9 protein-coding genes are annotated in these 15,676 nt (G+C 44.2%); 5 read left to right on the top strand and 4 right to left on the bottom strand.

Translation table 11 applies throughout. The features are described from left to right. Positions 1 to 2 precede the first annotated feature (2 nt). Positions 3 to 722, bottom strand: a complete 720-nt coding sequence (locus AB0L18_RS21675; protein ID WP_367389418.1) for an arylesterase — start codon at positions 720 to 722, stop codon at positions 3 to 5. 203 nt (positions 723 to 925) lie between these two features. Here AB0L18_RS21675 and AB0L18_RS21680 point away from each other — a divergent pair, with 203 nt between their 5' ends. The 3 genes from AB0L18_RS21680 (at position 926) to dnaG (ending at position 6,426) form a co-directional block, all read left to right on the top strand. After that, positions 926 to 1,618: an ABC transporter ATP-binding protein gene (locus tag AB0L18_RS21680; protein WP_367389419.1), complete on the top strand. Its 693-nt coding sequence runs from the start codon at positions 926 to 928 to the stop codon at positions 1,616 to 1,618. Positions 1,619 to 1,621: 3 nt separating this feature from the next. After that, a complete protein-coding gene (locus AB0L18_RS21685) occupies positions 1,622 to 4,153 on the top strand; it encodes an ABC transporter permease (RefSeq protein WP_367389420.1) in 2,532 nt (843 codons plus the stop codon). A gap of 299 nt (positions 4,154 to 4,452) precedes the next feature. After that, complete coding sequence (dnaG, locus tag AB0L18_RS21690) at positions 4,453 to 6,426, top strand: DNA primase (RefSeq protein ID WP_367389421.1); 1,974 nt, start codon at positions 4,453 to 4,455, stop codon at positions 6,424 to 6,426. Between the two features lie 73 nt (positions 6,427 to 6,499). On the opposite strand, the gene fbaA is transcribed toward dnaG, so the two are convergent. Both fbaA and trxB read right to left on the bottom strand, forming a co-directional pair. Continuing rightward, positions 6,500 to 7,582: a class II fructose-bisphosphate aldolase gene (gene fbaA, locus AB0L18_RS21695; RefSeq protein WP_367389422.1), complete on the bottom strand. Its 1,083-nt coding sequence runs from the start codon at positions 7,580 to 7,582 to the stop codon at positions 6,500 to 6,502. Between the two features lie 246 nt (positions 7,583 to 7,828). After that, positions 7,829 to 8,776: a thioredoxin-disulfide reductase gene (gene trxB, locus AB0L18_RS21700; protein WP_367389423.1), complete on the bottom strand. Its 948-nt coding sequence runs from the start codon at positions 8,774 to 8,776 to the stop codon at positions 7,829 to 7,831. 636 nt (positions 8,777 to 9,412) lie between these two features. On the opposite strand from trxB, the gene AB0L18_RS21705 reads away from it, so the two are divergent. Further along, a complete protein-coding gene (locus AB0L18_RS21705; RefSeq protein WP_367389424.1) occupies positions 9,413 to 10,930 on the top strand; it encodes a S8 family serine peptidase in 1,518 nt (505 codons plus the stop codon). A 185-nt stretch (positions 10,931 to 11,115) separates the two neighbouring features. On the opposite strand, the gene AB0L18_RS21710 is transcribed toward AB0L18_RS21705, so the two are convergent. After that, positions 11,116 to 12,567 (bottom strand): hypothetical protein, encoded by a 1,452-nt coding sequence (locus AB0L18_RS21710; RefSeq protein WP_367389425.1) that lies wholly within the window; start codon positions 12,565 to 12,567, stop codon positions 11,116 to 11,118. 242 nt (positions 12,568 to 12,809) lie between these two features. Between AB0L18_RS21710 and AB0L18_RS21715 the strand changes: the two genes are divergently transcribed. Further along, entirely contained in the window at positions 12,810 to 15,302 is a 2,493-nt protein-coding gene (locus AB0L18_RS21715) for an Ig-like domain-containing protein (protein ID WP_367389426.1), read from the top strand. The last annotated feature ends 374 nt before the right edge of the window (positions 15,303 to 15,676 follow it).

Below are 15,676 nucleotides of genomic sequence, written 5' to 3' on the forward strand. Positions count from 1 at the left end.
ATCTACGAAGGATTTTTCACTAGTAATGGTTCGAGGACTTTTAGCACATTACTGGCTACGATCTCTTGGCCTTCTTTGTTGGGGTGAATACGATCGGGAAGATTTAAACGCTCAATACCACCTACATCGGCCAACAGGAATGGGATGAGTGTAATGTCTTTCTCACGAGCCAAGTCCCGGTAAATCTTTCGGAATTCTTGGGTATAATCATTTCCCATATTTGGGGGAGCTTCCATACCTGCCAAAACCAATTTTACATCAGGATACTTGTTACGGACCGCGTCGAGAATGGCGGCCAGGTTTTCTCTGGTAACCTCCAGATCAAAACCTCTTAATACATCGTTACCTCCAAGTTCCAAAACAAAAATATCCATAGACTGTTCCATGACCCAATCAATCCGATTGCGGCCACCAGCAGTGGTTTCTCCACTTAGTCCAGCGTTGATGACTTCGTAATGATAGCCCATAGCATCCAGCCTGCGTTGTATAATTGACGGAAAAGAAAATTGTTCGTCCAAGCCATAACCAGCAGTAAGGCTATTGCCAAAAAACACAATTCTAGGTCGGTTTTTTTGTTGAGGAGTGTCGTTGTCTTGAGCGGAAGAAACCTCTTCTGTGAGCTCTTTTTCGCCAGCGGCAACTTGGGATTCACTTTGTCCACAATTGCTGAGGAGTAGCAAGCTTGCAAAAAGAGACGCTATTAGAATGCTTCGTTTGGCCATGTTTTTTTGTTTTAGCGAGTGTTAGTCGACCCCGGAGTAGAATTCATCCAGTAATTTGCCTTTTTTTATCGATTATCAGTGTTCTTGTACATCCAATTCACCTTAAGGCTGTTATTAATGATCAAGATTCAATCACTGTAAGCCGGGTAAAAGTAATACCAAACTTACTCAACGAGCCTGCACCCAATAAAGTTTATTCTTCTATGTCTACAATTCTTGCTGTCGAGCAATTGAGCCAGACCTACCGGTCTGGTGACCGATCCTTAACTGTTTTACAAGATGTTTCTTTTTCCATAGCCGCTGGCGAGAGCCTTGCCATAGTAGGTCCCTCTGGTAGTGGCAAGACCACCTTATTGGGGCTTTGTGCCGGCCTGGACCGGGCAGGCGAGGGTAAAGTTATTCTTTGTGATGCACTACTCAATACCCTCGACGAAGATGCCCGCGCTGCCGTACGCAACCAATATGTAGGTTTTATTTTCCAAAATTTTCAACTTATTCCTACCCTTACCGCTCTAGAGAATGTAATGATTCCAGCAGAGTTGAACGGTAAAAAGAATGCACAACAAAAAGCCAAAGCCTTGTTAAGCAAAGTGGGATTGGGTGATCGCATGGATCATTATCCTACCCAGCTGTCTGGAGGAGAGCAACAGCGGGTAGCACTTGCTCGAGCTTTCTGCAATGAACCTAAAATTTTGTTTGCTGACGAACCTACCGGCAATCTTGATGGTAGTACGGGACAAATGGTCGAAGAGCTTTTGTTTGAGCTCAATAAAGAAATGGGCACGACCTTGGTTATTGTTACCCATGATCCGGAACTTGCCGCTAAAACCCAGCGAATCATCCAACTCAAAGGTGGCCAAGTGGTTGCTGATACGTCCACTACCCAAAACGCCTAAGTAATGAGAGATTGGTCCTTTATTCGTCGACTTGCGTGGCGGGATTCCCGCAAAAACCGAGGTCGACTAGTGCTTTTTATGTCTTCCATTATTTTGGGCATTGCTGCCTTGGTAGCCATAAATTCCTTCAACTATAACCTCCAACGAGACATTGATGAACAAGCGGCTTCGCTGCTGGGAGCCGATCTGGTCGTAAGCGGTAATCGCCCAGTTAGTGAAGCATTAGACTCCATCTTAGCTACTTTGCCGGGAGAAGAGGCTTCCAAACTGGAACTCTTTTCTATGGCTTACTTCCCCCAAATTGAACACAGCCAGTTTATCCGCCTGCAAGGATTAGTGGGAAACTTTCCTTTTTATGGCCAACTTAAAACAGCTCCGGCAGATGCCCGTAAGCAACTAACGGAAGGCAACTATGCCCTGGTTGATCGGGGCTTTATGGAGCAGTTTCAAGTAAAAACGGGGGATAGTATTCGTCTTGGATCCCAGGACTTCCTCATCGCAGGAGAACTTTTAAACGATTTTGCCAGTGCCAATGTCGCTGCTGGTTTTGCTCCTCCAGTATACATTTCTCAAGAAAATATGGAAGCTACCGGTCTGATTACGGCGGGTAGTTTGGTGAATTACAACTATTATTATAAGCTACCCAAAGACTACGATATCGCGCAGTGGGTGGACAGCCAAGAGGAAGAATTCCGCAACGAAAGCCTCCGTTTGCAAACGGTACAAGGGCAAAAAGAAAACTTAAGTGATGCCTTTTCTGGGCTCAACTCCTTTTTAAACCTTGTAGCCCTAGTGTCTCTTTTACTAGGATGTATTGGGGTGGCTAGCAGTGTGTTGATCTATGTGAAAACAAAAATTCCTTCTATTGCCGTGCTTAGGTGCTTAGGTATGAAGGGTAGCGATATTTTCTGGGTTTACTTACTCCAAATTCGTACCATCGGTGGGATAGGCGTCATCTTGGGGGTCATTCTGGGCACGGTGGTGCAACTGGCATTACCGCAATTGTTTCAGGATTTCCTCCCGTTGGAAGTGACCACCGAGATTTCCTGGAAAGCAATTGCAGAGGGAGCTGTGATAGGAATGGTCATTACCATGTTGTTTGCGCTGGTGCCACTTTTACCGATCCGGCGAATTAGTCCGCTTAGGATATTGCGAGCTTCCTTCGAAGACGATGTCCAGGCTCGTGACTGGGTACAATGGGGCGTTTTTGGAGCGATAGGACTATCGCTACTGGCGTTTCTTTGGTATTTGACGAGGGACTTTGTTAGCGGATTAATGTTTACCCTTGGACTAGCTTTTTCTTTCTTGCTGTTATTTGCAGTGGCACGTTTGATCATTTGGGGAGTAAAACGCTTTTTCCCCAGACAATGGAGTTTTGTCTTTAGGCAAGGCTTAGCCAACTTGTTTCGCCCTAATAACCAAACGGTTACCTTATTGGTGTCAATCGGATTGGGAACCGCTATTCTGACCACCTTGTTTATTGTACAAGGACTTCTACTTTCCAATGTACAGGAAATGGATGCGGGCAACCAGCCCAATGTGATACTTTACGGCATCGAAAAAGAACAAATGGCTGGTTTGGAGCAATTGACAGCTGAGTTTGAGATGCCTATTGTGCAGCAAGTTCCTATCGTCACCATGCGGATGACGGGTTGGCAGGGGAAAACCAAAGCCGAATGGCTGGAAGATACAACTCGGCAGGCAGAGCGGTGGGCTTTCAATCGAGAGATTCGCGTTACTTTCAGAGATACCTTGGACGGTTTTGAAGAAGTGTTAGACGGAATCTTCCCTCGCCCGCGAGCGAGCAGTGGAGACTCTATCTATGTCTCATTGGAAGAAGGCTTCGCGGAATCTATGCACGTAAAGGTCGGAGATGAGTTGAGCTTCAACGTTCAGGGAATGCCCTTGACCACTTACGTGGGAAGCATTCGCAAGGTTGATTTTACCAAAATGAGGACCCGCTTCTTTATTATTTTCCCAGAGAAAGTCTTGGAAAATGCGCCTCAATTCCAGGTTTTAGTGACCAAATCACCCAATCCTGAAACCACCTCAGCTTATCGAACAGCGGTGGTTAGAAAATTTGCCAATGTATCGGTAGTGGACCTTAGCTCTATTTTGGATGCACTGAGTGATATTCTCAAAAAAATCTCTTACGTCATTCAGTTCATGGCCATCTTTAGTATTCTCACCGGTTTTTTGGTATTAATCAGCTCTCTGCTCTTGAGCAAACTACAACGTATAAAGGAAAGTGTTCTGCTGCGTACCCTTGGTGCTAGTAGCAAGCAGCTCTTGAAAATAACAGCGACAGAATACGCACTTTTAGGCAGTCTGGCCGCAGCTACTGGCATTATCATTGCACTGGTAAGCAGTTGGTTACTGGCAACTTTCCAACTTGAGTTGACCTATTATGCACCCTGGTCTGCTATTGGCATAATATTCGTATTAGTGGTTGCTTTGATCGTCATTATTGGGCTGCTAAATAATAGAGAAGTCTTACGGAAAAGCCCACTAGAAGTGCTGAGGAGAGAGTCGTAATAAAACAATTTTTATCAGGTGTGAATAAAACTGCCCCGGACATCCTTTCGGCGCCGGGGCAGACCACACACTATGAGAACACCCATTATATTTTGCGAACCGTTTCTATTTACGATCCTATATTTATTTCCTAACTTTCACTATTATAGACGCTTTAAGTCGCCATTTGTATGCATCTTGAAATGTTATAATTATTAACACTCAATACAAGTGTTTGAAAATCAAATACTTGTGGTTTTTTCATTAATATTAAAGTCGTATTTTTAACATTTGTCTGACAGAGATAGAATAAAGAGCCATTGATTAAGCCAAATACAGTTAGGGAAATTATTGAAACGGCGCGGGCCGAAGACATCGTAGGAGACTTCGTAAACCTGAAACGGCGGGGAACGAACCTGATTGGCCTATGCCCTTTTCATAATGAAAAGACGCCTTCTTTCAATGTCAACCCTGGGAGGAATATTTACAAGTGTTTTGGCTGCGGCAGGGGAGGAGACCCCGTCAATTTTTTAATGGAACATGAACAGCTTAGTTTTCCAGAAGCCCTCCGTTGGATTGCGGGGAGGTACGGTATTGAAATAGAAGAAGTAGAACTTTCTGATGAGCAGCGTGCCGAACAACAGATGGCCGACAGTCTCTTCATTGCCAACCAGTTTGCCTGCGATTATTACCAGGAACAACTCTTTGACAGTGATCGGGGGCGCAGTGTTGGATTGAGTTATTTCAAAAAGCGTGGATTCAGGGAGGAGACGCTCCGGAAGTTTGGCCTGGGGTATGCGCCATTAGGAAAAGATGTTTTTCTAAATGCAGCACAGTTGGCGGGCCACAAAAACAGTACGCTGGAAAAAGCGGGATTAATAAAAAACAATCGCGATTTCTTCCGTGACCGGGTCATGTTTACCATCCGTAATTTGTCGGGGAAAGTCGTTGGTTTTGGTGGGCGTATTTTGCAGAAGGATGTAAAAGCTCCGAAATACATTAATACCCCTGAAACCGAAATTTATAACAAAAGCCGTATCCTCTACGGAGCCTTTCACGCCAAGCAGGCTATACGCAAAGAAGACGAATGCATTATCACGGAAGGCTATACGGATGTCATTTCGTTGCACCAGGCAGGTATTGAAAATGTGGTAGCCAGTTCAGGAACCTCCCTTACGGTAGAGCAAATTGGCGTAATTAAGCGCTATACCCCCAACGCTAAAGTGCTTTTCGATGGTGACAAAGCGGGTATACGTGCTGCGTTGAGAGGGATAGATTTACTGCTAGAACAAGATCTCAATGTTAAGATTGTGCTCTTGCCAGACGGTGAAGATCCCGACTCTTATCTACAACAAGTGGGACTCAATGCCTTTAAAACCTACTTGGAAAACAAGGCCGAAGATTTCATTTTCTTTAAGGCCAATTTGCTTTTAGCAGAAGCAGGAAATGACCCTGTGAAGCGCACTGCGCTAATCAAAGACATCGTTGGTTCTATCAGCTTGATTCCAGATCCGCTTAAGCGTTCTCTTTACATCAAAGAATGTGCACGCTTGTTTGATGTCGATGAACAATTGTTGGTGGCAGAAATCAACAAAATCATCGCCCAGCGGATACAAAAGCACCAGCAAAAGGAAAGGGCAAGAGGAGGAAGTAGGGGAGAAGATGAACCTCCTTTTCCGAGTGGACCTCCGCCGGGATGGGAAGAAGAGGGAATGATGCCACCTCCTCCAGTTGCGGTTGAGCCGTCCGTGATGGGAGATGAGTACCAGGAACGTGACCTGGTACGACTCTTGATCCTATACGGTGACAAATCTTTTTCCGAGGAGACCCAACAATCCGTCGCTCAATTCATCATGGCCAATATTGACGACGTGATCGACAATTTTGATAATGAGCTTTACCAGCGTGTTGTCAAGGAATTCCAGGTACTAGTCGAAAAAGGAGAGCTCCCTTCGGCGAGCTACTTCATGCAACACGAGACCGAGGAATTGAGGAAATTAGCTATCAATATGGTGAGTTCTCCTTACGAGTTCAGTGAGAATTGGGAGAAAAGATGGGAAGTCGTATTGAATCAAAAAGCACCTGATGAAAACTTCATCATTGATAGCTCCCACGGTTTGAAGCGATTCCGTTTGCGAAAACTTACCCGATTGTGCCAAGAAAATGTAGATAAGCTAAAGGAGCTGACGGCAAACAACGAGATAGAAGAGTTGGTGCTTTATATGAAGCTACAACAGCGCCTACAGACACTGAGAAATGGCCTGGCGAATGAATTGGGGACTGTCGTTTTATAGTTATAACAGCTCGTTCGTCCATAATGAAAGAAAAACGGGTGATTTTGTTCTTACAAAATCACCCGTTTTAAATTTATGCGTTACGATTGATACAGTTGAGATCTTCGAAAGCTTCCTTAAGGCGCTTAACGAAAGACTCCTCAGCGACACGAAGCCACTTGCGAGGATCGTAGTACTTCTTGTTGGGTTGATCAGCGCCATCGGGGTTGCCGATTTGAGCTTGCAGGTAGTCGCGCTTACCTTCGTAGTAATTGCGGATACCATCCCAAAATGCCCACTGCATATCGGTATCGATATTCATTTTTACGGCACCGTATTCAATAGCCTCACGGATTTCTTCTCTAGACGATCCAGAGCCACCGTGGAAAACAAAGTTTACGGGGTTCTCGCTGGTTCCAAATTTCTCCTGGATATGCACTTGTGAGTTCTTCAGGATTTTGGGCGTCAGCGTTACGTTACCTGGCTTGTATACGCCGTGAACGTTACCGAAAGCAGCAGCGATTGTAAAACGATCACTAACGGCCAAGAGCTTTTCGTAAGCGTAAGCAACTTCTTCGGGCTGGGTATAGAGAAGCGAATTGTCGACGTTGGTATTGTCTACACCATCTTCTTCGCCGCCAGTGACCCCTAGTTCGATTTCAAGCGTCATACCGATCTTTGACATGCGTTTGAAGTATTCCACGCAAGTTTCGATATTCTCTTCAATAGGCTCTTCTGACAAGTCTAGCATGTGAGAACTGAATAGCGGATAGCCTCGACTGGCGTAGAACCGCTCGCCAGCATCAAGTAGACCATCTACCCAGGGAAGGATATTTTTGGCACAATGGTCAGTGTGTAGTACCACTGTTACACCATAAGCTTCTGCCATGGTGTGTACGTGCATAGCGCCGGAGATCCCCCCTAAAATAGCAGCTTTCTGCCCTTCACCAGGCATTCCTTTACCTGCGTAGAAGCCAGCACCACCATTAGAAAACTGAATAATAACAGGAGAATTCAACTCCTTGGCAGTTTCCAAGACCGCATTGATCGTATTGGTGCCTGTAACGTTGACCGCAGGAATGGCGAAATTATTTTCGTTGGCATAGTTGAAAAGAGCGGTTACTTCATCACCATGAAGAACACCGGCCCGGAAACGGGTCTTGGGAGCATTAGCCATAAAATATGAGGTTGCTTTAAACTAAAAATTGTCTAAAAGGATGAATGGTCAGGGCAGTCCAAAGGTAATAAGATTATGTTAAGTGACGGATCAAAAATAACTGATTCCATTTTTGATTCGCTAAAATTTTCTAAGTAAGCAACTAAAAGGAGCTTGCGTGAAAATATTCGCGAATCGTTGGAAAAAATGGAATAAGTTATTTCCGTCAACTTTGAGGAGCTTGCGACGATCAGCGAAGCTAAATTACTAAATAATCTCTTTCTCCGTCAGGTATCGTTCTGCATCAAGCGCCGCCATACAACCCGTACCTGCCGCCGTAACCGCCTGGCGGTAAACATTATCTTGCGCATCACCACTAGCAAAGACGCCTTCAATGTTGGTTTTTGTACTCTTAGGTTTGGTCACCAGATAACCCGCTTCGTCCATATCTAGCCAATCTTTGAAAATACCCGTATTAGGTTTGTGTCCAATAGCCACGAAGAATCCTTTGACAGGGATGGTGCTTTCTTCCTGGGTTTTATTGTTATAAATCCGGATACCTTCCACTTCTTCACCACCAAGGACTTCCTTGGTCTCGGTGTTCCAGTAGATTTTGATATTTGGGGTTTTCTTGACCCGCTCTTGCATAATTTTAGAGGCACGCATTTCGTCTCTGCGTACCAACATATGTACCTGAGGGCTAAGCTTGGAAAGGTAGAGTGCCTCTTCGGCAGCAGTGTCGCCCGCGCCAACAATTGCGAGTTCTTGGCCACGGAAGAAGAAACCATCACATACCGCACAGGCAGAAACCCCTTTATTCATAAAATGCTGCTCAGACGGAAGTCCCAACCAGCGGGCACTTGCACCTGTAGAAATGATGATGCTATCGGCATGGATTTCTTCACCTGCTTCCGTCCATATTTTATGTACAGGCCCAGAAAAATCAACCTTGGTAATCATCTCCAGACGGACACGGGTACCGAAGCGTTCTGCTTGCTTTCTGAAATCGTCCATCATCTGAGGCCCCATGATGCCATCGGGATAACCGGGATAATTTTCTACATCGGTAGTAATCATTAGCTGCCCACCAGGCTCTTGCCCAGTAAAGAGGAGGGGCTTTAAACTTGCACGTGCAGCGTATACGGCTGCGGTGTATCCAGCAGGGCCAGATCCAATAATGATACACTTTTCGTGTGCGATCCCGTTATTACTCATATTGTAGTTCGATTTATTTTTGTGGGCGCAAAATTAGAAAACTAGCAGCAAAACAAAGGTCTTGAACCTTGGTTATTTGGTAATATGTTTTACTGAAGTGGGCTAGTGCTTTGGGCACTAAGTTCTGCACAGCCCAAGTCTCGTTCTTTCACCAGCTAATTTCCCCAAAAATCCTCGCCGTAGCTTCGACTACGCCTACGTTTTTTGGCTTCATTAGCCAGCGAAATAACTTCGACTTAACTATGCGAAACTTAGTTCCCAAAGCACTGGTGCTTTTTTAGCGACCAAATAGGTTGTTTTGTTCATGTATAATAACACCTTTATTTTAGAAGTGGTTGAGTAGAAGGCGGTGCTCGTACCTCGCGGAGGTACTCACTACGTTCGCGGGGGTGCTCGTCCCTCACAGGGTATCGCGCGCGAGCGAATGCGCAAAAAACGCGAGCACCAACGAGAACGCCAGTAAGCACCCCCGTGAGCCTCAGCAAACACCACCACGAACCCGATTTGTCGGGAGAGTACCTCCGCGAGCGCAGCGAGCACTAATTCCCCTCCATTCGTCGAAAAAACTTTAGGGTCGAGCAGAATTCATTTACATTGATGGGTAACATTGTAGTGTTATTCAAAATTGACAGAATTATGTACACCTTAGGATTTGTACTCACCTTGCTGGGTTTGATGGGAATCATGCTGGATCGCAAAGGCTTAGAGGCGTTAAGTTATGCTGTTTTGCCTGGTTTGGGCTTGTGGCTTTTTGGATTGGTCGGCCAACACGCTACATTAGGTGCCTTCTTTGGTGAAAGTTTTAAGGATTTACTGTTTTTTGGTGGAGCTGCAATGTTGTTCAGAGGTCTAAGTCAGTCCAGGCACCTTGCTATTCCAGCCAGCGTTGTTGCTTTATTGTTGATGGCCCTTTTTCATCAAAACCTTCGTTCGCAAGCAATAGATTTACCCGCTGAAGAAACCTCTGGACTAGCTACTGAAGGAGAGTTGTTGGTGGAGTTAAACGATGAAGATAATTTCGAACGATGGAAGCGTTGGATTGGCGCCCAAGGCTGGACGACGGAGCGCGCTTTTGCACCAGAAGATGGCGCGCGCACTGACTTGGATGACTACTACACTGTCAATATTCCCGCAAACGAATTGGATCAAATCGAGGAGATTATTGCTCGAATAGAAGCGACTGGTTGGACCGATTGGGTAGAGCCCAATGAAATTATTCAAATAGAACTTACTCCCGCACGAACCCTACCTAAACTGAATAAAATACTCGGTGTAAACGATCCTTCTGTGGAAGAACAGTGGGCACTGGAAGTATTGGAGATGAATAAGTTATATGATCTTTTAGGAAGTGATCAGGTGAAACCAAAGAAAAAGGCGATTGTCGCTATTCTGGACACTGGTGTTGATGCAGGGCATGAAGATTTGAAAGATAATTTCTACTCCATTGCCAAGAAATATAACGATGATCCACAAGGCCACGGCACCCACTGCGCAGGCATAGCAGGAGCCGTTACTAACAATGGGGTAGGAGTGGCCTCTTTTGCCCGAACCGGTGATTATTTTCAAATTACGAGTGTAAAAGTATTGAAAGCGGGGGGCAGTGGTAGCCAGCAGGATATTATCAATGGGATTATCACTGCCGTAGATAAAGGGGCAGATGTGTTGTCGATGTCACTAGGCGGATTTAGCACGCAGTCTCGGCAAAGAGCTTACAGCGAGGCAGTTCGTTATGCTACCGATCGGAAGGTGATCGTTGTGGCTTCAGCTGGGAACAGTAACCGCGATGCAGCTGGCTTTAGCCCAGTGAATGCCAGCGGTGTGATCGGTGTTTCCGCCATTGATAACCAATTGCAAAGGGCCAGTTTCTCAAATAAAGTCAACCGGATAGAAATGGCGGTCGCCGCGCCAGGAGTAGGCATCTACAGCACCAAACCCAATAACAATTACGCAGCTCATAATGGCACCTCCATGGCTGCTCCATTTGTGAGTGGCTTATTGGGCATCATGAAGAGTCTTCGCCCTGAATTGACCAACAAAGAAGCTTTTAAAATATTACAACAGACGGGAAAAAACACCAGAGACACCGCTAACACCGGACGACTGATTCAGCCAGCAGGAGCAGTGAAGGCGGTGTTGGAGGGTAATCCTTACTAGGATTGTAGGATTGTAGGATTTTTTCAGCCCCCTTCCCATCTTCAAAAATCCTACTAATCCCCTCATCCCACAAATCCTAGTCCTGCCTGTTTGTAAGATTGTAGGATTTTTTCTAAACCCCCTTCCCATCCCAAAAATCCCACTAATCCCCTCATCCCACAAATCCTAGTCCTGCCTGGATATATCTACCGCTCCAGCTCTGCTATTTTTTCTAGTAACCAGTTAGCGTTTACGACTCCTTTGGTTGCTTTGACATCCTTTTTTAATTTGCTTAGTCCATTCTTGTCTCCGGGAATAAATTTTATTAACCGTCGGATAAAGCGGATCAGATGAAGATAATCTTCGATTTTTGATGGTGGAAGTCGCTTTAGTTTGCGCTGCCTACTGAGGTAGGTACGAAAAGTATCGGTAAGAGAGTATAATGCTTCAATCTCATCAAGTTCATAATAGGTGGCCATTAATATGGTCTTTGAATTCAAGTTGTAAGAAATATCATCATACTCAACAAACTGAAGTTGTTGGATAACTAGGTTGTACTTCTTTTGGTAAAAATAGAGCTGAGCTAGATTATAGGTTACCGCATTATCTCTATGTTCTTCGGGCAAGTGGCTTTTATACTCATTAATAAACTCTTCTGTCCAGTCATATTCGCCTAAACGTAAAGCAACAACAATAATATTTCTAAAATACCAAGGACTTAGTTTTCCTTCAGATAAAAGGATGTTTTGCTGGATTTGTAGCTTAAATAATTCAAATAGCTCGTTGAGGAATTTTCTTTCGCCCAGGTTGATTTTCTTAACACAATAGTTCTGAGCAGCACCGTATAATTCATCAACAGCTACGTCTCTGGGGAAATAATGTGCATTTTTAGCAATCAAGTCTTTGAGTTTGTAATAGTTGTCATCTGCTTCGGTCTCAGACAGGATTTGGATAATTTGATAGTAAATTTCAATGTGAGGAAGGTTTTCCAGGTCGGTAAAATGCTTCTTGGTCAAATAGGAGATTTCGGATACGAAGGATAACTTGTATTCGTGTGACTTTAGTTGCTTTCTACTCTCTGCTTCTGTAATGAGACGCAACTTTTCTCCAAGATAAAACCAATCTAGGTAATTCGAAATTTCCTCTATATTGGATTTTACGCCCCTTTTGGTGGAAAAATTTTCCAGCTCATAATAGCTTTTTTGGAGCAGGTACTGGTACAAATAATAAGAGGTATCCCGGTAGGGGTAATCCTCCATCATTTTATCGGAGTAGGTGACAATACTGTTGGCCAGCTTATCGGCCTTTTGTTCTTGCTGACTGATCTTTTTTAGCAAAAAAACTTTTTGTTGAACCTCATCCTCTTCAAAAGCCTGTTGAGCAAGAAAGCGCTCCATTAACTTGGATAAATCTGAGCAGTATTTGCGAAATCGTAGATCGTTGTAGGTATTTCCTTTTACAATTTTACCCCAAAGATATACCTTGTCTAAAGGCTTGTTTTTTTCCTGTAGACGAAGTATCTCTTTGTACAAGACAAGCAATTCTTTACTGCTGTTGAAATAGGGCGATTCCAGAAAACGTTTTGCGGCTAATCGCCCTGCTTTATCCAGGGTTTTTAATACGCCAGCCAGTTTGGTGTTATCAATAGTATTGTTCACGAAATATTTTTATAAACTAAAGATAATCAGTGTATTTAAGGAAATAGCACGGTTTATATTATTCACAAATATAGGAATATTCTAGAGATCTTTACAAAGTGAGAATTGGTTCATTTTTAGTCATTTAGACCATCTAAAACAAAAACCTTCTTTCCGCGTATAAGTGTCTTCTGATTTTATTGTGCAGACATTGAAATTTGTCGTATATTGTGCCCTAGCAATGATATTATAATCCACAATCCATGAATGTAGCTTTACAAAAACTATTCGTCCTGCTGGCGCTGATGTCTTTACCCTTTTGGGGGTGGAGCCAATCAGTGAGCCTGCTGACGTATCAAAACAGTGGGGTCAACTATGACTTTACCTCTCGGCCAAACTCGCCTTCTTTGCCGGGAGCGTTTCTGCCAGACAATGGCACCGTTGAACTCATCAACAACGGCAACTGGGAGTATACAGTGGTTTATACCCCCAATGAAGGCTTTACAGGCACGGACAATTTTCGTATTGTTCGTTGGGTCATTGATCCTATTCCGGCATTCCGTACGGTTGACGTAACCGTCACTGTCGCTCCGGCGCTTATTAAAGCTTATCACGATTATGCCGTCACATACACCAATCAACCTGTTGTCGTTGATGTTTTAGCCAACGATATCAGTAGCAATGGTGTCAAAGTTCTACAGGCTGTACCAGCGATCAACCACGGAAGTGCGACCTTCAATGCAACTACTGGTCTGATTTCTTTTACTCCAGAGGCCGGATTCAGAGGGACCGCACACTTCAATTATGCACTATGTAATGGGGTAGGAGATTGTGATGATGGTACGGTGTCTATCACCGTGATGGAGGAAACACCTCCTACACAAGATGAAGTGATCAAGGTTTTTGTCAAGAAAAACCAAACCCAGTTTATCCTTGTCCCTGGTAATTACGCAGTCGTTCAAGGCCCAGCTAATGGTGTTTTCGACCCCGGTGCTGATGTCCCTGAATACACACCAGCTCAAGACTACTTCGGTAACGATGAGATCATCTTGTCTGATGGCAATCACAATCTGACTTTTGATATTGAAGTACTTGATCTAGAAACCAATAGTTTTGCTTTCGATGATCGGGCGTTTACGACTACCAATACGGCTATAGACATTGTAGTGCTTGGCAACGATCTTCCTTTAACGGGCTGTAGTCTAAATGATGTTTCAGGGCCAGATCACGGTACGCTTCAGCAAAGTGGTAACGAATTCACCTATACGCCTGATCCTGGATTTATCGGAGTAGATCAGTTTAGCTACAGCTCCAATATCTGTGGTTCTGGTGCAGCGAGTGAAGTTGCCACCGTGACTATTTTCGTAAGCAACTTCGCTCCAGATCGTACCACTTTCCACATGGCTACCCCTAAGACGGTACCCATGATTATTGGTTACAATGTACCAGTTTCTACCTTCTCTTTTGAAGTTACTTCACAAGGAGAGTTAGGCGAAACGATTTTTTTAGAAGGTGAAGTAAATACCATTATCAATGGTTTGCAGATCCAGGGAAATAATATCCTCCTTTACATTCCCAACGAGGATGTAACAGAAGATTTGGATGAAATAGAAATCACTTACTGTCTGGAAGATCCCAATAGTACCGATTGCTTAGTGAGCAAACAGGTAAAAATCTGGATGACAATTCTGGATATTGGAGATAATGGAGAACCAGTTTGTGTAGGAGACTGCGTGTGGGCAGGTGATACCAATGCGGATGGTATTGTGAATATGAATGACCTGCTACCTATTGGTCGCAGCATGGGAGAGATCGGCGCAGAACGCGTTGGAGCAACCTTTGACCAATGGTATGGACAATATGCAGAAGACTGGGGTAGCCTTTTTGGTGGAAATGAAGCTATTGACATTAAGCATATTGATGCCGATGGAAATAGTATAGTTACGGCTGAAGACACAATAGCTATTCGCTCCTTTTACGGACGTACCCATAATATGGTACCCTCTGTAATGCCTTATGCTCCATATGAGTTTATCCTCGAAGGTCCGTTATTTGTCAATCCTGGGGATTACGTAGAGTTCACTATCTCTGTAGGAACCCCAGAAGCCCCAGCGGAAGACCTTTATGGCTTTGTCTTTCCTTTTGTGTACAACCCTGATGCCGTTCGGCCTTCCAGTGTTACGGTCAATTGGCACGACAATAATTTCCTGGCATATGATTCTCCGGTACTTTTCATGAATCACAATGATTTTAGTGGTCGTTTTGATGCGGGATATACCAGAACCAGTGGGCTGGTAGCCAGTGGTCATGGGGAATTAGGTACTTTAGGGATTGTTATTGATGATATCCAAGGCTTCCGTAGCGAAGAAGAAGAAATATTGTTAACTTTTGGTGGTGAAACGGGTAGTAGCCTTGATCAGTTTGGAGAGTACAATTCCGTTTACGTTCGTCCTTTCCAGGTCCGGGTAAGACTGCGGCCTGAAGATGAAACATTAACTCAAGCGTCATCGCTGGATGATTTGCTTAAAACCTATCCTAACCCTACCAGCGAGTACTTAAACATTCACCTCAATGGGCAGCAAGCATTTGAGCAAATCACCCTACGCACAATGACAGGACAGGTTGTTCATCATCAGGAAACCTCTGGTGTCAACCATGCTGTTCTAAGTGTAGCTGGTCTTACTCCGGGTATGTATATACTAAGTGTCACCAGCGATAAAGGAACGATCAACCGTAAGATTGAAATCTTGCGATAAGTGACGGGATAAAAATAGCTGATCCCATTTTTGATTCGCTAAAATTTTCTAAGCAAGTGACTAAAAGGAACTTGCGTGAAAATATTTGCGAATCTTTGAAAAAAAATGGGATCAGTTATTTCCGTCAAACACTAAAGACATTCATTGCTTTTTATTTTATTATCTGGCCAGGGATGGCTAGATAGATTCGTGGAATTATTATCATTGCAAAGCCACACCGAGAGGTGTGGCTTTTTTTATATCCCGACCATAACAATTGATTTACCTAAATCGTTAAATGGGGTGTCCTTGCTGAGAAAGTAAGAACCATACTAAACTACGCTGCGAAAACTACACACTTCGTAAATCCGCAGCAGCCTTTTGGCTGCCTCTAA

Source organism: Lewinella sp. LCG006, assembly GCF_040784935.1.
In the GTDB taxonomy this organism is placed as follows: Bacteria; Bacteroidota; Bacteroidia; order Chitinophagales; family Saprospiraceae; genus Lewinella.

Coding starts and splice junctions, on each gene's coding strand:
- AB0L18_RS21675 (WP_367389418.1), bottom strand. CDS start 722: ATGGCCAAACGAAGCATTCTAATAGCGTCTCTTTTTGCAAGCTTGCTA.
- AB0L18_RS21680 (WP_367389419.1), top strand. CDS start 926: ATGTCTACAATTCTTGCTGTCGAGCAATTGAGCCAGACCTACCGGTCT.
- AB0L18_RS21685 (WP_367389420.1), top strand. CDS start 1,622: ATGAGAGATTGGTCCTTTATTCGTCGACTTGCGTGGCGGGATTCCCGC.
- fbaA (WP_367389422.1), bottom strand. CDS start 7,582: ATGGCTAATGCTCCCAAGACCCGTTTCCGGGCCGGTGTTCTTCATGGT.
- trxB (WP_367389423.1), bottom strand. CDS start 8,776: ATGAGTAATAACGGGATCGCACACGAAAAGTGTATCATTATTGGATCT.
- AB0L18_RS21705 (WP_367389424.1), top strand. CDS start 9,413: ATGTACACCTTAGGATTTGTACTCACCTTGCTGGGTTTGATGGGAATC.
- AB0L18_RS21715 (WP_367389426.1), top strand. CDS start 12,810: ATGAATGTAGCTTTACAAAAACTATTCGTCCTGCTGGCGCTGATGTCT.